At 71.9% G+C, this 19,493-nt stretch carries 19 protein-coding genes and 2 pseudogenes; 12 read left to right on the plus strand and 9 right to left on the minus strand.

Annotation, left to right across the window (positions count from 1 at the left end; genetic code table 11):
* Positions 1 to 177: 177 nt before the first annotated feature.
* Positions 178 to 294 (plus strand): annotated as a pseudogene (locus E4U92_RS36720) (tyrosine-type recombinase/integrase); the annotation flags it as partial.
* A gap of 9 nt (positions 295 to 303) precedes the next feature.
* On the opposite strand, the gene E4U92_RS23665 reads toward E4U92_RS36720, so the two are convergent.
* Complete coding sequence (locus E4U92_RS23665; RefSeq protein ID WP_137302800.1) at positions 304 to 630, minus strand: hypothetical protein; 327 nt, start codon at positions 628 to 630, stop codon at positions 304 to 306.
* A 69-nt stretch (positions 631 to 699) separates the two neighbouring features.
* Positions 700 to 1,442: pseudogene (locus tag E4U92_RS23670) on the minus strand (IS5 family transposase).
* Positions 1,443 to 2,211: 769 nt separating this feature from the next.
* On the opposite strand from E4U92_RS23670, the gene E4U92_RS23675 reads away from it, so the two are divergent.
* Positions 2,212 to 2,397: a hypothetical protein gene (locus E4U92_RS23675; RefSeq protein ID WP_137302474.1), complete on the plus strand. Its 186-nt coding sequence runs from the start codon at positions 2,212 to 2,214 to the stop codon at positions 2,395 to 2,397.
* Positions 2,398 to 2,477: 80 nt separating this feature from the next.
* Here the strand turns inward: E4U92_RS23675 and E4U92_RS23680 are convergent, their stop codons facing one another.
* Positions 2,478 to 3,239 carry a phosphoglyceromutase gene (locus tag E4U92_RS23680; protein WP_137302475.1) on the minus strand — a complete coding sequence of 254 codons (762 nt, stop codon included), beginning with the start codon at positions 3,237 to 3,239 and terminating at the stop codon, positions 2,478 to 2,480.
* A 206-nt stretch (positions 3,240 to 3,445) separates the two neighbouring features.
* On the opposite strand from E4U92_RS23680, the gene E4U92_RS23685 reads away from it, so the two are divergent.
* Positions 3,446 to 4,771 carry an MDR family MFS transporter gene (locus E4U92_RS23685; protein WP_229862562.1) on the plus strand — a complete coding sequence of 442 codons (1,326 nt, stop codon included), beginning with the start codon at positions 3,446 to 3,448 and terminating at the stop codon, positions 4,769 to 4,771.
* A gap of 118 nt (positions 4,772 to 4,889) precedes the next feature.
* Here E4U92_RS23685 and E4U92_RS23690 read toward each other — a convergent pair whose 3' ends face one another.
* A complete protein-coding gene (locus E4U92_RS23690; protein ID WP_137302476.1) occupies positions 4,890 to 5,315 on the minus strand; it encodes a DUF2000 domain-containing protein in 426 nt (141 codons plus the stop codon).
* 49 nt (positions 5,316 to 5,364) lie between these two features.
* On the opposite strand from E4U92_RS23690, the gene E4U92_RS23695 reads away from it, so the two are divergent.
* Positions 5,365 to 6,189: a helix-turn-helix transcriptional regulator gene (locus E4U92_RS23695; protein WP_137302477.1), complete on the plus strand. Its 825-nt coding sequence runs from the start codon at positions 5,365 to 5,367 to the stop codon at positions 6,187 to 6,189.
* 88 nt (positions 6,190 to 6,277) lie between these two features.
* Here E4U92_RS23695 and E4U92_RS23700 read toward each other — a convergent pair whose 3' ends face one another.
* Together E4U92_RS23700 and phoU are read right to left on the minus strand one after the other, a co-directional pair.
* Complete coding sequence (locus E4U92_RS23700; protein WP_137302478.1) at positions 6,278 to 6,526, minus strand: SCO4226 family nickel-binding protein; 249 nt, start codon at positions 6,524 to 6,526, stop codon at positions 6,278 to 6,280.
* A gap of 519 nt (positions 6,527 to 7,045) precedes the next feature.
* A complete protein-coding gene (gene phoU, locus E4U92_RS23710; RefSeq protein WP_137302480.1) occupies positions 7,046 to 7,732 on the minus strand; it encodes a phosphate signaling complex protein PhoU in 687 nt (228 codons plus the stop codon).
* 243 nt (positions 7,733 to 7,975) lie between these two features.
* Between phoU and phoR the strand changes: the two genes are divergently transcribed.
* Complete coding sequence (phoR, locus tag E4U92_RS23715; protein ID WP_137302481.1) at positions 7,976 to 9,289, plus strand: two-component system sensor histidine kinase PhoR; 1,314 nt, start codon at positions 7,976 to 7,978, stop codon at positions 9,287 to 9,289.
* A gap of 5 nt (positions 9,290 to 9,294) precedes the next feature.
* A complete protein-coding gene (phoP, locus tag E4U92_RS23720) occupies positions 9,295 to 9,966 on the plus strand; it encodes a two-component system response regulator PhoP (RefSeq protein WP_018568744.1) in 672 nt (223 codons plus the stop codon).
* A 101-nt stretch (positions 9,967 to 10,067) separates the two neighbouring features.
* Here the strand turns inward: phoP and E4U92_RS23725 are convergent, their stop codons facing one another.
* Positions 10,068 to 10,727, minus strand: a complete 660-nt coding sequence (locus E4U92_RS23725; protein ID WP_137302482.1) for a copper chaperone PCu(A)C — start codon at positions 10,725 to 10,727, stop codon at positions 10,068 to 10,070.
* Between the two features lie 613 nt (positions 10,728 to 11,340).
* Here E4U92_RS23725 and E4U92_RS23735 point away from each other — a divergent pair.
* From E4U92_RS23735 to E4U92_RS23760, 6 genes are all read left to right on the plus strand, one after another.
* Positions 11,341 to 11,823 (plus strand): CarD family transcriptional regulator, encoded by a 483-nt coding sequence (locus E4U92_RS23735; protein WP_003953493.1) that lies wholly within the window; start codon positions 11,341 to 11,343, stop codon positions 11,821 to 11,823.
* A gap of 358 nt (positions 11,824 to 12,181) precedes the next feature.
* Positions 12,182 to 12,934: a 2-C-methyl-D-erythritol 4-phosphate cytidylyltransferase gene (ispD, locus tag E4U92_RS23740; RefSeq protein ID WP_137302483.1), complete on the plus strand. Its 753-nt coding sequence runs from the start codon at positions 12,182 to 12,184 to the stop codon at positions 12,932 to 12,934.
* On the plus strand, positions 12,924 to 13,430 hold the full coding sequence (gene ispF / locus E4U92_RS23745; protein ID WP_137302484.1) for a 2-C-methyl-D-erythritol 2,4-cyclodiphosphate synthase: 507 nt from the start codon (positions 12,924 to 12,926) through the stop codon (positions 13,428 to 13,430). The genes ispD and ispF overlap by 11 nt, the downstream gene beginning before the upstream one ends.
* 67 nt (positions 13,431 to 13,497) lie before the next feature.
* Entirely contained in the window at positions 13,498 to 14,898 is a 1,401-nt protein-coding gene (gene cysS, locus E4U92_RS23750) for a cysteine--tRNA ligase (protein ID WP_137302485.1), read from the plus strand.
* 87 nt (positions 14,899 to 14,985) lie between these two features.
* Complete coding sequence (rlmB, locus tag E4U92_RS23755; RefSeq protein WP_137302486.1) at positions 14,986 to 15,930, plus strand: 23S rRNA (guanosine(2251)-2'-O)-methyltransferase RlmB; 945 nt, start codon at positions 14,986 to 14,988, stop codon at positions 15,928 to 15,930.
* A gap of 128 nt (positions 15,931 to 16,058) precedes the next feature.
* Entirely contained in the window at positions 16,059 to 17,753 is a 1,695-nt protein-coding gene (locus tag E4U92_RS23760; protein WP_137302487.1) for a DoxX family membrane protein, read from the plus strand.
* A gap of 124 nt (positions 17,754 to 17,877) precedes the next feature.
* On the opposite strand, the gene E4U92_RS23765 is transcribed toward E4U92_RS23760, so the two are convergent.
* Both E4U92_RS23765 and E4U92_RS23770 read right to left on the minus strand, forming a co-directional pair.
* Positions 17,878 to 18,609, minus strand: coding sequence for a nucleotidyltransferase family protein (locus E4U92_RS23765; RefSeq protein ID WP_067234464.1), 732 nt, complete (start codon positions 18,607 to 18,609; stop codon positions 17,878 to 17,880).
* Positions 18,610 to 18,927: 318 nt separating this feature from the next.
* Positions 18,928 to 19,398, minus strand: a complete 471-nt coding sequence (locus E4U92_RS23770) for a hypothetical protein (RefSeq protein WP_373311515.1) — start codon at positions 19,396 to 19,398, stop codon at positions 18,928 to 18,930.
* Between the last annotated feature and the right edge of the window lie 95 nt (positions 19,399 to 19,493).

The raw sequence follows: 19,493 nt of genomic DNA on the forward strand, positions 1-19,493 counted from the left end.
CCCCTTCCACATCGCAGAATCACACCCAGTAGGGACGTCACGTAACCGGACCGCACGGTGCACCGTTGACTCAAGTCGGCTGCACCTCAACGACCTGATCAAAGCCTGACAGGGCATCGCCCCCAGCACCCCGGACGAGGAGATCACGTCCGACATCTGGGGTCTGCCTGACAGTGAAAGCGGGCGCTGGCGGCGGCTGGCGTCATACCCACGCCCGAGCAGGGCCAGCCGCATGCCGGATCCCGCGAGAACGGCATGCGCGCTCTCCGCCACTTCTACGCCTCGGTCCTCCTAGGTCGTGTTTCAGAACTCGCTGACTTGTCTGGCTGGCCGTTTGGGGAAGTCGCGGCCGGCCAACCAGATGGTGAGGTCGCGAGCGATGTCGTTGATGCTGGTCGCCGTGGTGACCTCGTGCTCGTTGCGGACGGTGTCGCGCTGGACGATCTCGTAGCCGCCTTCGTCCAGGACGGCCACTGAGGCGAACCACACGGGGTCGTCGTCAGGCTGGACAACGAGGAAGGTGTTGTCGGAGTCGTTGAGGTCGCTGATCATCATGAACAGCGCATCCTCGGAGGGGTCGTCGATGCGGTCGCCGTTCTCGCTGTCGGCACCGTAGTACTGAGCCCCCATCGTTGCCTCTCCCTCGCCCTGTTCACCCTGGTCGTTCAGCATGGCATGGCAACCGACAGTCCTGGCCGGTCATAACCATTCGCCGATCGCAGCAATCAGGACGGTGGCCTCGAAGCGGACCGCAAGCTTGTCGAACCTGGTGGCGACCGCGCGGTTGCGCTTGGGCCGGTTGATTCCGCACTCGACCGCGTGCCGGGCTTTGTGGTCCTCTGGGTTGAAGGCCGGAGGCCGCCCGCCGGCCCTCCCGCGTCGCTTGCGGTTGGCGGCCTGGCCCGCCGGTTCGGGGATCGTGCATCGCATTCCGCAAGGGCCGGACACGAGGACGGCCCGGGCCGGTGCGAGGCACTCGGATGCCTTCCAGGACGGCGGCGAACTGCGGACTGTCATCGCGCTGACCTGCGGCGACCAGCAGGGACAGCGGCCGATGGCCTTGTTCGCAGGCCAGGTGGATCTTCGTGGTGGAACCGCCTCGAGACCGGCCGCAGGCCGTGGTCGTCCGGTTCGACAAAGATGCCGTCTGGCGGTTCTTTGTAAGCCCATCCGTCGCGGCGGGTACCCGCGGCGTGTTGATGGGCCCGGCAGATCGTGGAGTCGAGGTTGACCTCCCACATGATCAACCCGGCCGCGTCCGCCCGGGCCTGCAGTCGGGTCAGCAGTTCGGGCCAGGTGCCGTCACGCTGCCGCCGACGGAAGAGACCATAGACCGTCTGCCACGGCCCGTACTCGGACACCGCCGGCCTGCCCCCCATCGCGACCGGCGACATCGGCTCCAGCACGGCCCACTGCTCGTCAGAGAGATCCCCTCGCCCCACACCGCGATCATCACGGCACGGGGCGAGCAGCGAAGCCCGCTTCTAGTACACGCCCTAGACGCGGGGGGAGAACATCAAGGCCCTCGCTGAGTACCTCGGGCACTCGGACCCGGGCCTGACGCTCCGCGTGTACGCCCACCTGATGCCGTCTAGCCAGGAGCGGACTCGGAAAGCCGTAGCTACAGCGTTCGCTCGTAAGCGCACTCAATAAGAGTTCGGTAGCAACCTTCGCCGTAGATGCAGGAGCGATAGTTAACGCAGAGCTGCATGCTGAATAAGAAGACCGAATAGTGGCGCCGAATAGCTTCACCGTTAGATGGCGCGTTAGGTCGAACCAATATTTAGCAGACGTAGAGTGTCCCGGGACTTGGATCCCTCTCGTGCAACCCGCCCGCCCCTCACCGAGACCGCAACACGCAGGAGAAATTGCTGATGGGGCATCAAGGGCCCTCTGTCGGGCTATGCTTGACCGCGACGCGGTCAAGCATAGCCCGACAGAGGGCCCTTACTTCAAGGAAGCGGGCTGCGCGCTCGCTCCACTGCCGCGGGATGCCGTGCAGCCCACATCCGACCGACACACGTACGGTGCTTCCGGGAGAAGTTCACGCACCCCTGAGGGCAATTCGGGGTTCCGTGGCCTCTCTGAAAAGGCGATTTGCGCGGAGGATGTTTCTCTCAATAAAGTGCGCATGCATTTCGAGGGCCGCTCCCGGCCAGGGGAGCGGCCCATCCCATCGATGCGTTTCGCCAGCACGCAACGGGAGTAACCATGCTCGCACGTCCGCTTCTCACCATCACCATCGTCCCGAACCCGGCCTCGCTGCCGCTGCTCGGTGGCCTCGTGGCCTCGTTGCCCCTTTGGGCATCCGTACCGGAGGCCGCCGCTTGGGTCACGGGCTTCCTGGTCGCGTTCCGGGTGCGGGTCCAACTGACGCGCCGCCCCACCCACATCTGACGGCCCAGAGGCGGCCCGGACACAGCAGCAGGCCCCCTACCCACGAGAAAGTCGCAGGCAGGGGGCCTGGAAACTGAGAATTACTTCTTCTTGCCCTGGTTCTTGACCGCCTCGATCGCCGCCGCGGCCGCCTCCGGGTCGAGGTACTTGCCGCCGGGGGTCACCGGCTTGAACTCCGCGTCGAGCTCGTAGTAGAGCGGGATGCCCGTCGGGATGTTCAGGCCCGCGATGTCCGCGTCCGAGATGCCGTCGAGGTGCTTGACCAGGGCGCGCAGCGAGTTGCCGTGGGCCGCGACCAGGACCGTGCGGCCGGTCAGCAGGTCGGGGACGATGCCGTCGTACCAGTACGGCAGCATGCGGACGACGACGTCCTTCAGGCACTCCGTGCGCGGGCGCAGCTCCGGCGGGATGGAGGCGTAGCGCGGGTCGTCCGACTGGGAGAACTCCGTGCCGTCCTCGAGCGGGGGCGGCGGGGTGTCGTAGGAACGGCGCCACAGCATGAACTGCTCCTCGCCGAACTCGGCGAGGGTCTGCGCCTTGTCCTTGCCCTGGAGGGCGCCGTAGTGGCGCTCGTTCAGGCGCCAGCTGCGGTGGACCGGGATCCAGTGGCGGTCCGCAGCCTCCAGCGCGAGCTGGGCCGTGCGGATGGCGCGCTTCTGGAGCGACGTGTGGACCACGTCGGGCAGCAGGTCGGCGTCCTTCAGGAGCTCGCCACCGCGGACTGCCTCCTTCTCGCCCTTCTCGTTGAGGTTGACGTCCACCCAGCCGGTGAACAGGTTCTTCGCGTTCCACTCGCTCTCGCCGTGACGGAGGAGGATCAGCTTGTACGGTGCGTCGGCCATGCGTATGAGCGTAATCCAAGGTTTTGGGCGCGGGGCGGCCGTGCCCGACAGGCGGACGGTTGACGGGGATTGTTAATCGAGTGGCCTGCCCGGCGTGCGCGTTCGTAAGGTGTGCCTGCCGTTCCAGCCGCTTACCTGAGCCGGGCCGCCGGCCGTTCACAGGCGCGGCCGTCCACAGGCATCCGCACACCACCGGGGGTCCCGCCATGCCCGTCGCCCGTCTCAGACGCGCCGCCCGCGAGTCGGTCTCCGGCCTGCCCCCCGCCTTCTGGTGGCTGTGGACGAGCACCCTCGTCAACCGGCTCGGCGCCTTCGTGGCCACCTTCATGGCGCTGTACCTGACCCTCGACCGCGGCTACTCCGCCTCCTTCGCCGGCCTCGTCGCCTCCCTGCACGGCCTCGGCGGCGTCCTGTCCTCCCTCGGCGGCGGCGTCATGGCCGACCGGCTCGGCCGCCGCCCGACCCTGCTCGTCGCCCAGACCGCCACCGCCGTCTTCGTCGCCCTGCTCGGCTTCGTCCAGCACCCCGCCGCGATCGCCGGTGTCGCCTTCCTCGTCGGCATGGCCTCCAACGCCTCCCGGCCCGCGGTGCAGGCGATGATGGCCGACATCGTCCGCCCCGAGGACCGCGTCCGCGCCTTCTCCCTCAACTACTGGGCCATCAACCTCGGTTTCGCCGTCTCCTCCATGGCCGCCGGCTTCATCGCCGAGGTCAGCTACCGCGCCGGCTTCCTCCTCGAGGCCGGCATGACCCTCGCCTGCGCGGTCGTCGTCTTCCTCAAGCTGCCCGAGTCCCGGCCCGCCCCCGCCCCGAAGTCCGACGCCGGCCCGGCACCCGCCGTCGGCCTCGGGGACGTCCTGCGCGACGGCCGGTTCATGGGTGTCGTCGGGCTGTCGTTCCTCATCGCGCTGATCTTCCAGCAGGGTTCGGTCGGCCTGCCCGTCGCCATGGGCGCCGCCGGGTTCACCCCGGCCGACTACGGCATGGCCGTCGCCGTCAACGGCGTCCTGATCGTCGCCCTCCAGATCCCCGTCACCCGCTTCATCGAACACCGCGACCCGCGCCGGCTGCTCGTCGTCTCCTCGGTCCTCGCCGGGTACGGCTTCGGCCTCACCGCCTTCGCCGGGTCCGTCGGCGCCTTCGCCCTCACGGTGTGCGTGTGGACGCTCGCCGAGATCGTCAACGCGCCCACCCAGACCGGGCTCGTCGTCCGCCTCTCCCCGGTCCACGGACGCGGCCGCTACCAGGGCATGTACACCCTCTCCTGGGCCGTCGCCGCCCTCGTCGCCCCCCTGATGTCCGGCTTCGTCATCGACCGGTTCGGCGCGGAGTGGCTGTGGGGACTGTGCGCCGTCGTCGGCACGGTGGCGGGCCTCGGTTACGCCGCCCTCATGCGCCGCCTGCCCGAGGGCACGGAGGGGGCCGCCGACCTCACACCCCGGGCCACCGCCCCCACCATCCCCAGCGTCTCCGACGGTCCCAGCGTCAGCGACCGTCCCACCGACTCTGACCGCCCCGCCCAGCCCGCCTGATCCGACGGCCCGCCCAGCCCGCCTGATCCAGCGCCCCGCGCTGGCGTGCAGCGACCGCCCGGCGGGCGCGCCCCCTCACCCACCCGTGCGACCCTCTCCCGGAGGCATTCGCGGTCCCTCACGGATGCATCCGCGTCCCCTTCAACACCTTGTCCACCGCGTTCCGCGGCCCGTACACCGACAGCCCCACCAGGTCCAGCTCGGCCGTCGGCACGGCCCGTACCGCCGCCCGGTTGTCCCGGTCGTTGCCCGTCGTGAAGAGGTCGCCCGTGAAGACGGCCCGGGGCAGCGCCCGGGACAGCACGCGCGCGTGGGCCGCCGTCAGGGTCTCCTTCGTGCCCTGGAAGACCAGGACGGGCTGGCGGAACATCGGCAGGTAGCCCACGCCGTCCGCGTCCTCGTACGGTTCCCCGATCACCTCGGGGACCTGCGTGCCCAGCCCGCTGACCAGGAACGCGGTGACGTTCAACCGCTGCCACGGCTCCAGGTCCTCGCGCAGCAGCACGGCGATCTTCGTGTCGAAACGGAGGGGTTCAGTGCTCATACGACGAGACTGCCGAGCCCCGTACGACCCCGTCTTGTACGTTCTTTGCATGGCCGCCCGGCAGGAAGTCACCGCCTGGCGCCCCCGCGTCCGGGGCGTCACCGAGGTGTTCCACGCCCACTTCACCGAGTACGCCTACCCGATGCACGTGCACGACGCGTGGACGCTGCTCATCGTCGACGACGGCGCCGTGCGGTACGACCTGGAGCGGCACGAGCACGGCACCCCGCACGACACGGTCAGCCTGCTGCCCCCGCACGTCCCCCACAACGGCGCCCCCGCCACCCCGCACGGCTTCCGCAAGCGCGTCGTCTACCTCGACGCCGGCGTGCTCGGCGAGGACCTGATCGGAGCGGCCGTCGACGGGCCCGACCTGCGCGACGCGCTCCTGCGTCACCGCGTCGGGCAACTGCACACCGCGCTGGCCCGTCCCGGGGACGAACTGGAGGCGGAGAGCCGGCTGACGTTCGTCGCCGAGCACCTGCGCGAGCGGCTGTACGAACGACTGCGCCCCGCCGGCCGTTCCGCACCGGGTCCCGCCGGGCGCGATGCGCGGGACCCCGCCCTCGCGCGCCGGCTGCGCGACCTCCTCGACGCGCGCGTGGCGGACGGCGTCACGCTGGAGGAGGCCGCACGCCTCCTGCACGCCCATCCCGCCCATCTCGTACGGGCGTTCAGCCGCGCCTACGGCATCGCCCCGCACCAGTACCTGACGTCCCGCCGGGTCGGCCGGGCCCGCCGGCTCCTGCTCGACGGGCTCCCGCCGGGCGAGGTGGCCACCACCACCGGCTTCTTCGACCAGGCGCACCTGACCCGCCACTTCCGCAAGCTGGTGGGAGTCACCCCCGGGCGCTACCGCCGCTCGGCCCGCTGAACCGGTCCGGTCCACGCCCGCGGCCGGGCGCCGAGCCGGGCGGGGCCCCGGCACCAGCGCCCGGAACCCCGCCCGGCACAGTCCCGCCTCAGACGCTGAGCGGCACCGGATGCACCTCGTCCGCCCTGTGTCCCGCGCGCTCGTGGATGCGCTGGACCGCCTCGGCCGAGGGGGCGTCGGACAGGCAGTAGACGACGCCGGCCTCCGGGTCCGCCCAGGCGCTCTCGAAGTGGACGTTCTCGTCCTTCTCGATGGCGAGATCGGCGTTGTGGGCCTCCATCAGCTGCTCCGCCGTGATGCCCGCCATGCCGTGGTGGACGTCCATGAACTTGGGCATGTCCCCGCACCTCCTTCTCTTCCGCCCCGCCCTCCCTCCATGCTGCGCCGCCCCGCGCCGACCCGCAGACGATCACCGGCCGAGCGGCGAGCACCCCGCACGACGAGGGCCCCGGCGATCGCCCGCCGGGGCCCTGCTGCGTCCGCGCTCCGCGCTCTGCGCTGCGCGTTCTGCTCCTTGAGCTGCGCGCTCACCTCACCCGCACTGGCACGGATTGCCCGACTGGCACCCGCACCCGCACCCCGAGCCGCAGCCGCACGCGCCTATCAGGGTGAGGTTCCTGATCTCGGCGGGCTGCTCGGTCGGACGCTCCTGCGTGGGGTCGGGTGTCGTACCGGGGGTGCTGGGGGATTCGGCCATGGACCCTCCTCGAGGCTGGTGCCTGTGCCCATTGCATGCCCGCCGGGCTGGGCGCATCAACGGCGCACAGTGGCTCGCCCACGCCCCGCCGGGCACCCGCCCGCCCCCCGGCTTCCCTCCGGCTTCCCGGCTCTCCTCGCACGGGGAGGGTGCGGCCGGCTACGCCTCGGCCTGGATCTCGGGCTGGTAGTCCTGGCCCAGGAGGTCCGCGTGCTCGCCCGTCACCAGGAAGACGACGCGCTTGGCGACCGCCACCGCGTGGTCGGCGTAGCGCTCGTAGTAGCGGCCGAGCAGGGTGACGTCGACGGCCGTCTCGATGCCGTGCCGCCAGCGCTCGTCCATCAGGTGCTGGAACAGCGTGCGGTGCAGCAGGTCCATCTCGTCGTCGTCCTGCTCGAGCTGCATGGCCAGGTCGACGTCCTTGGTGACGATCACCTCGGCCGCCTTGGCCATCAGCCGCTGCGCGAGCTGCCCCATCTCCAGGATGGTGGCGTGCAGGTCGTGCGGGACGGCGCGGTCCGGGAAGCGCAGCCGCGCGAGCTTCGCCACGTGCTGGGCGAGGTCGCCGGAGCGCTCCAGGTCGGCGGACATCCGCAGCGACGTCACGACGATACGGAGGTCCGTCGCCACCGGCTGCTGGCGGGCGAGCAGCGCTATCGCCCGCGCCTCCAGTTCGTGCTGCAGTTCGTCGACCCGCTTGTCGGCCTCGATGACGCTCTCGGCCAGCTTCAGGTCCGTGTCGAGGATCGCGGTGGTGGCGCGTCCGATCGCCGAGCCGACCAGCCGGGCCATCTCCACCAGACCGTCGCCGATCGAGTCAAGTTCCTCGTGGTACGCGTCCCGCATCAGGCTTCCCTCTCGTATGTGTTCCTGGGGTCCAGGGGGTTCCGGGTTCGGGGGTGCCGGGGACGTCCCGGGCCGGGAACCGGCGGTGCGAACCCCACGTTCCCACGGTGTGCCCCGTACGCGTCGGTTTCCGTCCCCTCAAATGAACCACCCCTGGCTCCCAGGTGAACTCTGGGCGACGAGTGTTCGAGGTCGCACCTCGATGGCTGTGGCCAGCACGGATGGCATGCCTAACCTGGACGCATGGACGTGAACGCGGCGGTCGCCGCAGCGGCAGCGATCGCCGGGGTGCTCACCGGTGTCATCGCCATGCTGGCGTTCCGCTGGAGCGAGCGCGACCAGAGCCGTCCCACCCGCACCTCCCTGCACACCGACCCGGTGCTCCCGCCCGGCGTCGACACCGTGCTCTCCGTACTGCGGTCCTCCGCGGTGGTCCTCGACGAGGCCGACGCCGTCGTCAAGGCGAGCTCCGCGGCGTACGCCCTCGGGCTGGTCCGCGGCGGGAAGCTGGCCGTGGAGCCGATGCTCCAGATGGCCCGGGACACCCGGCGCGACGGCGAGATACGCCAGGTCGAGCTGGACCTCCCGCGGCGCGGCACCGGACGCGGCGACGCACTCGCGGTCTCCGCGCGCGTGGCCCCGCTGGGCTCGCGGCTGGTGCTGCTGCTCGTCGAGGACCTCACCGAGGCCCGGCGCATCGAGGCGGTCCGGCGCGACTTCGTGGCGAACGTCAGCCATGAGCTGAAGACCCCGGTCGGGGCGCTCTCCCTGCTGTCGGAGGCCGTCCTTGACGCCTCGGACGACCCGGAGGCGGTGCAGCGCTTCGCCGGCCGGATGCAGATCGAGGCGACCCGGCTGACCAACCTGGTGCAGGAGCTGATCGACCTCTCCCGGGTGCAGAACGACGACCCGCTGGAGGACGCCGAGCCCGTCCGCATCGACGAGCTGGTCGCCGAGGCGATCGACCGGTGCCGGCACCAGGCGGGCGCCAAGCAGATCACCATGGCCGCCGGCGGCACCGCCGACCTGCACGTGTGGGGCAACCGCGGCCAGCTCGCCGCCGCCCTCGGCAACCTGGTCGAGAACGCCGTCAACTACTCCCCGGCCCGCACCCGCGTCGGCATCGCCGTGCGCCGGATCACCGCGCCCGGCGGGGACCTCATCGAGATCGCCGTGACCGACCAGGGCATCGGCATCTCCGACAAGGACAAGGAGCGCATCTTCGAGCGCTTCTACCGCGTCGACCCGGCCCGCTCCCGTGCCACCGGCGGCACGGGCCTCGGGCTGGCGATCGTCAAGCACGTGGTCGCCTCGCACGGCGGGGAGGTCACGGTCTGGAGCTCCGAGGGTCAGGGCTCCACGTTCACCCTGCGGCTCCCGGAGGCGGGCGCCGCCCGCGACCGGGCCCAGCAGCACCCCGCTCTCGACGACGAGGACGACGTCCGAGACGGGGACCGGCGCTCCGCCGCCGGCCCGTCCCACCCCTCTTCTCCCGGCCCGTCCCACCCCGCATCCCCCGCGTACGAAACGCTTTCCGCTCCGGAGGTCCATCCGTGACCCGTGTGCTCGTCGTCGAGGACGAGGAGTCCTTCTCCGACGCCCTGTCGTACATGCTCCGCAAGGAGGGCTTCGAGGTCGCCGTGGCGGCGACCGGCCCCGACGGCCTCGACGAGTTCGAGCGCAACGGCGCCGACCTCGTGCTCCTCGACCTGATGCTGCCGGGGCTGCCCGGCACGGAGGTCTGCCGCCAGCTGCGCGGCCGCTCCAACGTCCCCGTCATCATGGTGACCGCCAAGGACAGCGAGATCGACAAGGTGGTCGGCCTGGAGATAGGGGCCGACGACTACGTCACCAAGCCGTTCTCCTCGCGCGAGCTGGTCGCCCGCATCCGTGCCGTCCTGCGCCGGCGGGGCGAGCCGGAGGAGGTCACCCCGGCCGCCCTGGAGGCCGGCCCGGTGAGGATGGACGTGGACCGCCACGTCGTGACGGTGTCCGGCTCGAAGGTGGACCTCCCGCTGAAGGAGTTCGACCTGCTGGAGATGCTGCTGCGCAACGCGGGCCGCGTGCTGACCCGCATGCAGCTCATCGACCGTGTCTGGGGCGCCGACTACGTGGGTGACACCAAGACCCTCGACGTCCACGTCAAGCGCCTGCGCGCCAAGATCGAGCCGGACCCGGGCGCCCCGCGCTACCTGGTGACGGTCCGCGGCCTCGGCTACAAGTTCGAGCCGTAGACCGCCCGCACCCGATGACGACGAGAAGGGCGGCACCCCCGAGGGGGTGCCGCCCTTCTCCGTGGTTCCGCGGGCGTCATGCCCGGAGCCGGGTCACCGGGTCACCGGGACGCGGACTCCGACGCCGACGGCGAGGAGGACTCGTCGGCGGCCGGGGACTCGCTCGCGCCCGAGACGTCCGTGTTCGGGTTCGCCGACGCGGGCGCGCTCTGCGAGGCGGACGGGCTCTGCGAGGCGCTGGGGACGTCGGTCGGGCCCCAGCCGGAGAAGTAGCTCTTGGCCGGCACGACGAAGGCGCGCAGGCTCACCTCGCCCGTCTTGCTGAAGGTGAAGGTCACCTTCTGCGCGTTGCCGTCCTGGACGGCCTCGGGGCTGCCGGAGAGCACCGCGGAGGCGTTGTCCTTGCCGCCGAGCACCAGGGACCCGCCGGCCGGGACGACCAGCTTGCCCTTCTGGCCCTTGGCGGGGTTGAGCGCGGCACTCTTGTCCGCGCCCTGGACGGTGACCGAGTCGAGGGTCTGGTCGGTGTCGCTGCCGTTGAAGATGGTGGCGGCGACCACGGCCGGGCCGGTCGACTCGCGGTCGGGCTGGGTGATGACGGTGGCGTTCTGGATCTTGATGTCGCCGACCTGGACGGCCGCGTTGTCCGGCTTGATCTCCAGTGTCTGGGCGTTGTTGCCGGCTGCGCAGGCGGCGAGCGTGGCGATCGAGAACGCGAGGGCGGAGGCGGCGAGGGCGCCGCGTCGAAGGCTGCTGCTCACGGCGGCGGCAACTCCTTGAACGCACGGACGGCTCCCTTGACAAAGCCGCCCTAAGGGTCAGTCAGCGGCCTTAGGTTACCGAGCCGTTCCCGGGGCGCCGCACCCGACCCGCCTCTAACGGGCACCGCACCCGTTGCGCAGGCCCACGAGTCACCTGCGTCACACAGGTCACATGCGTCTCAGGAGTCACAACAGACCCGGACGTCCTCCATTCACATAAGCGTCGACGGCCGTGCCCGGCGATTTTCCGTACCCGAATGGCGCGGCCGTCGCCGGAATTGATCACCGCCCGTTCGGCGCCGTCGTGATCAATTCCGGAAACGACGCGGATCCGACTCCCCGCACCGAACGGAGTAGCGGAAGTCGCACGCTTGGAACCAGACATTTGGGGAGTTTCGGGCGTCTTCGCGGGCCTCCGGATGAGTGTGACGTGCGCGTTTCACCCGGCGCGGACAGCCGCTCCGACCTGCGAATACCTGCTTCCGGGCACCCCGCGCAGCACGTTCCTGTCGCTGTTGTCAAGCCCCGAGATATGCCCTGACCTGCGAAAACGCCATTCAGAACCGCCGGTTTCCGTGTTACCCTGGATAGCCACGGAAGGGGTACCTGTCACATGACGTTCAAGGTTGGCGACACCGTGGTCTATCCCCATCACGGGGCCGCGCTGATCGAGGCCATCGAAACTCGCCAGATCAAAGGCGTGGACAAGACCTACTTGGTGCTGAAGGTCGCCCAGGGCGACCTGACGGTGCGTGTGCCAGCGGACAATGCGGAGTTCGTCGGCGTGCGTGATGTGGTCGGTCAGGACGGGCTGGACCGGGTCTTCGAGGTGCTGCGCGCGCCGTACGCCGAGGAGCCCACGAACTGGTCCCGTCGCTACAAGGCAAATCTGGAGAAGCTCGCCTCCGGCGATGTCATCAAGGTCGCGGAAGTCGTGCGTGACCTGTGGCGTCGCGAGCGCGAGCGCGGACTCTCCGCCGGTGAGAAGCGCATGCTCGCCAAGGCCCGCCAGATCCTGGTGAGCGAACTCGCCCTCGCGGAGAACACCAACGAGGACAAGGCCGAGGCGCTGCTCGACGAGGTTCTCGCCTCCTGACGTCAGGCCCCCCTGGTCCGGCGCAGCCCAGACAGCAGCATCCAGCAGCACAAGCAGCACATCGAAATGCCGCGGTGCCCGATGACGGATTCCTCGTCGCCGGGCGCTGCGGCATGTTCGTACCCGGCTGCCGTTCGGGTGCCGGTGCGCTCCGGCGGGTCACTCGCGCCGCCACGGCGGGCACCCGGGGAACGGGCACCTGGGGCGGGTACCTCGGGGAAGCCCCCGATACTTGGCGTGCCGGGCCCGGGCCGAGCGGCTCGACCGGTGCGTCACGGAAGGGTCTGGTCAAGCGTCGCGCCCGGCACTCCCCAGGCCATACCCACGTAGGCTGAGCACACAAACCTGACAGGAACCGATGTCTGACGATTCGCTTCCCGCGCCCCCGCCGGCCCGTACGGCGGCCGTGATTCCCGCCGCCGGCCGCGGAGTCCGCCTCGGTCCGGGCGCCCCCAAGGCGCTGCGCACGCTCAACGGCACCCCCATGCTGATCCACGCGGTGCGCGCGCTGGCCGCCTCGCGCGCGGTGTCCCTCGTGGTGGTCGTGGCCCCGCCGGACGGCGCGGCGGAGGTGAAGTCCCTCCTCGACGCGCACGCGTTGCCCGAGCGCACGGACTTCGTCGTCGTCCCCGGCGGGGAGACCCGCCAGGAGTCGGTGCGCCTGGGGCTCCAGGCCCTGCCTCCCGAGTACCGGATCGTCCTGGTCCACGACGCCGCCCGGCCGCTGGTGCCCGTCGACACCGTGGACGCGGTGATCGAGGCGGTGCGCGAGGGCGCCCCGGCGGTCGTGCCGGCGCTGCCGCTCGCGGACACCGTCAAGGAGGTCGAACCGGCCGGGACGCCCGGCGACCCCGAGCCGGTGCTCTCCACCCCCTCCCGGGCCCGGCTGCGCGCGGTGCAGACGCCCCAGGGGTTCGACCGGGCGGCGCTGGTGCGCGCGCACGAGACGGTGACCGGCGAGGTCACCGACGACGCGAGCATGCTGGAACAGCTCGGCGAGCGGGTCGTGGTCGTGCCGGGCCACGAGGAGGCGTTCAAGGTGACGCGCCCGCTGGACCTGGTCCTCGCCGAGGCGGTCCTGGCCCGCAGGAGGCTCAACGATGGCTTCTGAGCCGCAGCTCGTGCTGCCCCGGGTGGGCATCGGCACCGACATCCACGCGTTCGAGGAGGGCCGCGAGCTGTGGTGCGCGGGACTGAAGTGGGAGGGGGAGGGGCCGGGCCTGGCCGGGCACTCCGACGCCGACGTCGTCGCCCACGCCGCGTGCAACGCGCTCTTCTCCGCCGCCGGCCTCGGTGACCTGGGCCGGCACTTCGGCACCGGGCGGCCCGAGTGGTCCGGCGCGTCCGGGGTGACCCTGCTGACCGAGGCGGCCCGCATCGTGCGCGCGGCCGGCTGGGTCATCGGCAACGTCGCCGTGCAGGTGATCGGCCCCCGCCCGAAGATCGGCAAGCGCCGGGACGAGGCGGAGAAGATCCTGTCGGACGCGGCCGGCGCCCCGGTGACCGTGTCGGGCGCCACCACCGACGGACTGGGCTTCCCGGGCCGGGACGAGGGCCTGATGGCGGTGGCGACGGCGCTGGTCGCGCAGGCCGCGCCGGGCCGCTGACCCGGGGGTGCGGGCCGTGATGCCCGGCACGGCACGCGCAGCGGCCCGCGCCCACTACCCTGGACCCGTGACTATTCGCCTGTACGACACCAGCGCCCGGCAGATCCGTGACTTCACCCCGCTCGTGCCGGGCTGCGTCTCGATCTACCTGTGTGGCGCCACCGTGCAGGCGGCCCCGCACATCGGGCACATCCGCTCGGGGCTGAACTTCGACATCATGCGCCGCTGGTTCGCCTACCGCGGCTACGACGTCACGTTCGTCCGCAACGTCACCGACATCGACGACAAGATCATCGCCAAGTCCGCCGACCAGGGCCGCCCCTGGTGGGCCATCGGCTACGAGAACGAGCGGGCCTTCACCGACGGCTACACCGCCCTCGGCTGCCTCCCGCCCACCTACGAGCCGCGGGCCACCGGCCACGTGACCGAGATGGTCGAGATGATGCGCGGCCTGATCGAGCGCGGCCACGCCTACGAGGCCGACGGCAGCGTCTACTTCGACGTACGGTCGTGGCCGGCGTACCTGGAGCTGTCCCGGCAGGACCTGGACGACCTGCGTCAGCCCTCCGAGGAGGGCATCACCGGCAAGCGCGACCGCCGGGACTTCGCGCTGTGGAAGGCGACCAAGCCCGGTGAGCCCGACTGGGAGACGCCGTGGGGCCGCGGCCGGCCCGGCTGGCACCTGGAGTGCTCGGCGATGGCCCACAAGTACCTGGGCAGCGCCTTCGACATCCACGGCGGCGGCCTGGACCTGATCTTCCCGCACCACGAGAACGAGATCGCGCAGGCCAAGGCGTTCGGCGACGACTTCGCCCAGTACTGGGTGCACAACGCCTGGGTGACCCTGAGCGGCGAGAAGATGTCCAAGTCGCTGGGCAACAGCGTCCTGGTCTCCGAGATGGTCAAGCAGTGGCGCCCGATCGTGCTCCGCTACTACCTCGGCACCCCGCACTACCGCTCGATGATCGAGTACAGCAAGGAGTCGCTGCGCGAGGCCGAGGCCGCCTTCGGCCGCATCGAGGGCTTCGCCCAGCGGGTCGTCGAACTCGTCGGCGAGACCGTCGAGCCGGCCGCCGAGGTCCCGCCCGCCTTCGCCGAGGCGATGGACGACGACCTGGGCGTCCCGCAGGCGCTCGCCGTCGTGCACACCACCGTCCGGCAGGGCAACAGCGCCCTCGCCGCCGACGACAAGGACGCGGCGGTGGCCCGGCTCGCCGAGGTCCGCGCCATGCTCGGCGTCCTCGGCCTGGACCCGCTCGACCCGCACTGGGCCGGCGAGTCCGACGCGGGCGAGGACCTGCACGGCGTCGTCGACAGCCTCGTACGGCTCGTGCTGGACCAGCGCGAGTCGGCGCGCGGCCGCAAGGACTGGGCCACCGCGGACGCCATCCGCGACCAGCTCCAGCAGGCCGGGCTCGCCATCGAGGACAGCCCGCAGGGTCCGCGCTGGACCCTCGGCCCGCGGTAGCCACCGCACACGAATGTGCCGCCCGGCCCCCCGGGCGGCACACTGGCACTCACGTACATTCACCCGCATCACGAAGACAGGTAGGTCATGGCCGGGAACAACCGCCGCATGTCCGGCAAGAAGGGCGCGCAGGTCGGCAGTGGCGGCCAGCGGCGCCGGGGCCTCGAGGGCAAGGGGCCGACGCCCCCCGCCGAGATGCGCAAGGGCCACGTCAAGCAGCGTGCCGCGCAGGCCAAGGTCAAGCGCGCGCAGGGCGGCCGCGCGCCGCAGCGGCGCGGCGGCGGCCGCTCGGCCTCCGAGCTCGTCGTCGGCCGCAACCCGGTCGTCGAGGCGCTGCGCGGGGGCGTGCCCGCGACGACGCTGTACGTCCAGCAGTTCATCGACAACGACGAGCGGGTGCGCGAGGCGCTGCAGCTCGCGGCCGAGCGCGGCGGCATCAACCTCATGGAGGCGCCCCGCCCCGAGCTGGACCGCATGACCAACGGCCTCAACCACCAGGGCCTGGTGCTCCAGGTCCCGCCGTACGAGTACGCCCACCCCGAGGACCTGGCCGACGCCGCCGCCGAGGCGGGCGAGGACCCGCTGGTCGTGGCCCTCGACGGGGTGACCGACCCGCGCAACCTCGGCGCCGTCGTCCGGTCGGTGTCCGCGTTCGGCGGCCACGGCGTGGTCGTGCCCGAGCGGCGCGCGGCCGGCATGACCGCCGGCGCCTGGAAGACGTCCGCGGGCACCGCCGCCCGTACGCCGGTCGCGCGGGCCACCAACCTGACGCGCGCGCTGGAGGCGTACAAGAAGGCGGGCGTCGTCGTGGTCGGGCTCGCCGCGGACGGCGAGGTCGAACTCGGCGAACTGGAAGCCCTCGGGGGCCCGGTCGTCATCGTCGTCGGCAGCGAGGGCAAGGGCCTGTCCCGGCTCGTCGGCGAGACCTGCGACTACCGGGTGCGCATCCCGATGCCGGGCGGCGCCGAGTCCCTCAACGCCGGTGTGGCGGCGGGCATCGTGCTCTACGAGGCGGCACGCCGCCGCGCCTGAACACCTGTCCGGCGGTACCCCCGTGCGGGTCGATTCCGGCGAGGAGTGCGGGAGCAGGGCAACCTTGACGGGGTCCGGACAGATCGGACCGGTCAAAGCAGTGTCCTAACCACACGTCACTCGGTTAGATGAGTGTGGACACCAGAACACCCCGCACACCCACGGGGGACCGCTCGTCGGATGTCGACGACGCTCCCGCGCTGAGCATGGTGAAGGTGCCGAGCGATCCGGCGCAGATCATCGTCAATCACGCCAGTTTCCGCGTGCTGCTGGGCGCGTCGTCGTGGCGTGGCGCCTCCTCGCGGATCGCCCGGCCCGTGAGCGCCGCCCAGGACGCCGCGCGCACTCCCGCCGCCGAGGGCGTCGCCGTCGCGCGGCGCCGGCCCGTCGTGTGGAGCGGCCAGACCGCCCCGGACGACACCGGCGCCCACCGGCTGCTCCAGGCGGTGCGGGCGGGCAGCGTCGGGCACGGCGAGGACGGCCGCGCCGACGCGGGCGCCACCCAGGTCATCCCGCGCGTCGACGTCGGCGGCTACGACGACGTCACCGCCCAGACCCTGGAGACGCCGGTCGTCGGCGCCCAGCGCAGCCACGGCGACGGCGGGCAGCGGCTGCTGCCGCCGATGCGCACGGTCGGCAGTGCCTACGACGACACCGGCGCCTACGACGGGACCGGCGGCGCCTACGACGGCGGCGCGCTGTCCGAGACGGCGGCGTTCCCCGGGGCCCCGTACGCCGGCGCGGACGCCGACCCCGACGACCCGGACGCCGATGCGGCGGCGCGCGGCAGGCGGCACGGCGACGACCCCGCGCGGCACGCCTACTACCCCGGCCGCCGCATGAACCTCGGCGTCGTCCTGCTCCCGCTGCGCGTCTTCCTCGGATTCATCTCCCTCTACGCCGGCATGGGCAAGCTGTGCGACCCCGTCTACTTCGACGGCGGCAAGCGCGGCTCCATGGTCAAGTGGCTCAACACCCTGCACCCCTGGGAAGTCGCCGAGCCGCTGCGGCAGTTCGCGCTGCACCACCCCGTCGGCTCGGGGCTCGTCATCGCCTTCCTGCAGGTCGTCGTCGGTGTCCTCACCGTCCTCGGCTGCTGGCAGCGGGTCGCGGCGGTGGTCGGGGCGCTGCTCTCCGCCGCGCTCATCGTCACCGTCAGCTGGAAGACCGTCCCGGTCTACGACGCGCCCGACATCATCTACCTCGCCGCCTGGTCGCCGCTGATCATCGCCGGCGCGCCCGTGTACTCCATCGACGGCCGGCTCGCCGCCAGCGCCTGGCGGCGCCTCGGCCCGCGCTCCGAGCTGTGGGAGCTGCGCCGGTACGTGCTGCGGCGCGGTGCCCTCGTCACGGCGGTCACCGTCGGCCTCACCCTGCTCGTCGGCTCGCTGCTCGGCGGCGCCGTGCGCGACTCGGACCGGGTGGTCGTGCCCGGGCCCGGCGAGGCCCCGCGCAACGAACTGCCGGGGACCCCGCTGCCCGGGGAGTCCGGCAAGCACAAGGCGAGCCGCAAGCCGGCCGCGTCGACCTCGCCGACGCAGGGCGCCACGTCCGAGCCGTCGGCCGGGGAGGACCGCGAGGACACCGGCTCCCCGCGCGACGAGGACACCTCCAGCACCGGCGCGCCCAGCCAGACGCAGGGTGCCGTCGGCAACGACAGCCCGCCCGAGCAGCCCGCGCCGGTCCAGGAGGCGCCGAGCACGTCCTCCGGCCCCACGTCGGGCGGCACCTCGGGCGGTGGCGGCTCGACGGGCGGCGGCGGCTCGGACGGCGGCTCGTCCCACTCGGACCGCCCGGGCCTGGTGGGCGGCCTGCTGGGCTAGGGCTGTCGGCCAGGGCCTGGCGGCCCCGCGCTCCGCGGCGCACGACAGAGGGCCCCGCACCTTTCCGGTGCGGGGCCCTTCCGCGTGGGCGTACGGGAGCCGCGTGCTCGCCCGGTGGTCGGCGTCAGCGGCCGAGGGCGGCCAGTTCCTTCGCCGCCTCGGTCAGGTCCTTGGCGGTGTCGATGGCCCGCCAGTAGGCGCCCTGGGGGATCGGGAAGCCGGCCAGGCGCAGTTCACGGGCGAGGCGGGGGAACGTCGTGCGCTCGTGGTCGCCGCGCTCCGGGAGCAGGTCGGCGAACGCCGGGGAGAAGACGTAGACGCCCGCGTTGATCTCGAAGGTCGACGGCGGTGCCTCGATGAAGTCCGTGATGTGGCCGAACCCGTCGGTCTGGACGGCGCCCCAGGGGATGCGGGGCCGGGCGAGGGCGAGGGTGGCCACCGCGTCGCGCTCGGTGTGGAAGTCGGCCATGTCCCGCAGCGAGAAGCGGGTCCAGATGTCGCCGTTGGTGGCGTACCAGGGCCGGTCGGGGTGGGGCAGGTGGGCGGCCGCGTACTTCAGGCCGCCGCCGCGGCCCAGCGGCTCGTGCTCGACGACCGTGGTGACCTTCAGCGGCAGGTCGGCCGTCGCCAGCCACTGCTGCAGCACCTCGGCGAGGTGGCCGCAGGAGACGACGACGTCCGTGACGCCCTCCTCGGCGAGCCAGCCGAGCTGGTGACCTATGATCGGCGTCCCCGTGCCGGGGATCTCGACCATCGGCTTGGGCCGGTCGTCGGTGTAAGGGCGCAGCCGGGAGCCCTGGCCACCGGCCAGGACGACGGCTTGTGTCGGGCGGGACGCGGCGTGCGGATGGGTCATGACGGCACTGTACGTGGCGCCGCGCGGGCGCCGGAGGCCGGGAACCGGGTCCTTCACCCGCCGTCGCCGTGAGGGCGGCCGCGGGGCCGTGAGGACCGCACGGAGGGCGCGCGGTGGCCTTGCTGCGGTGGTTCGGTGTCGCTTCGGTGCTGTCCGTTTCGGTGCTGTCTGCTTCGGTGCCGTCTGCTCCGGTGCTGTCGTCGCTTCGATCCTGCTGTGGCCTTGCCGGGGCGTGGGGCCGTGACCGCCGTGGCGACGGCGGTCACGGCACGGACGCCACCTCGCCTCTGACCACGGCCGTACGCCTGAGCCGTGCGCTCAGCTGTGGGCGGCGAGGACGCCCGAGGCGAAGGAGGTGTCGCACACGGGGCGGGCGTATGACTGCGCGCGGGTGGGCCCGTAGACGCGGACCGCGGCGCGGCCGAGGGCGCGGGCGATGGAGGAGCAGTGGCGCGCGAGCGACGGCCTGCCGTTGACCGCCTCCTGGAGGTGGGTGAGCGCGGTGCCCGGGTCCTTCTCCTGGAGCTCGGTGAGCAGCCGGTCGCGCAGGACGTCCTGCGGGGCGCGCGGGGCGGTGTGCTTGGCGTCGCCCGCGGCGGCGACGTCGGACGCGGCGAGCACCGAGTCGGCCGGGTCCCCCGACCAGTTGACCCGGGTGACCGCGAGGGTCCCGGAGAGCACCAGGACGACGGGCAGGACGAGGGCGAGGGTGCGGCCGATGTGGCGGGCGGGGCCCTGGCCGCGTCGCGTGCTGGGGGAGGAGCTGGAGTGCTTCACGGAGTGCTTCACGCGAGTGAGGGTAGCGCCCGGTAATGATTTGGCGACATTTAGTCACCCGGTCGGGGGATGAACCCGTGCACCTTTTTGGGTAGTGGGTTGACGAG

Source organism: Streptomyces galbus (assembly GCF_005280195.1).
GTDB classification, from domain to species: Bacteria; Actinomycetota; Actinomycetes; order Streptomycetales; family Streptomycetaceae; genus Streptomyces; species Streptomyces galbus.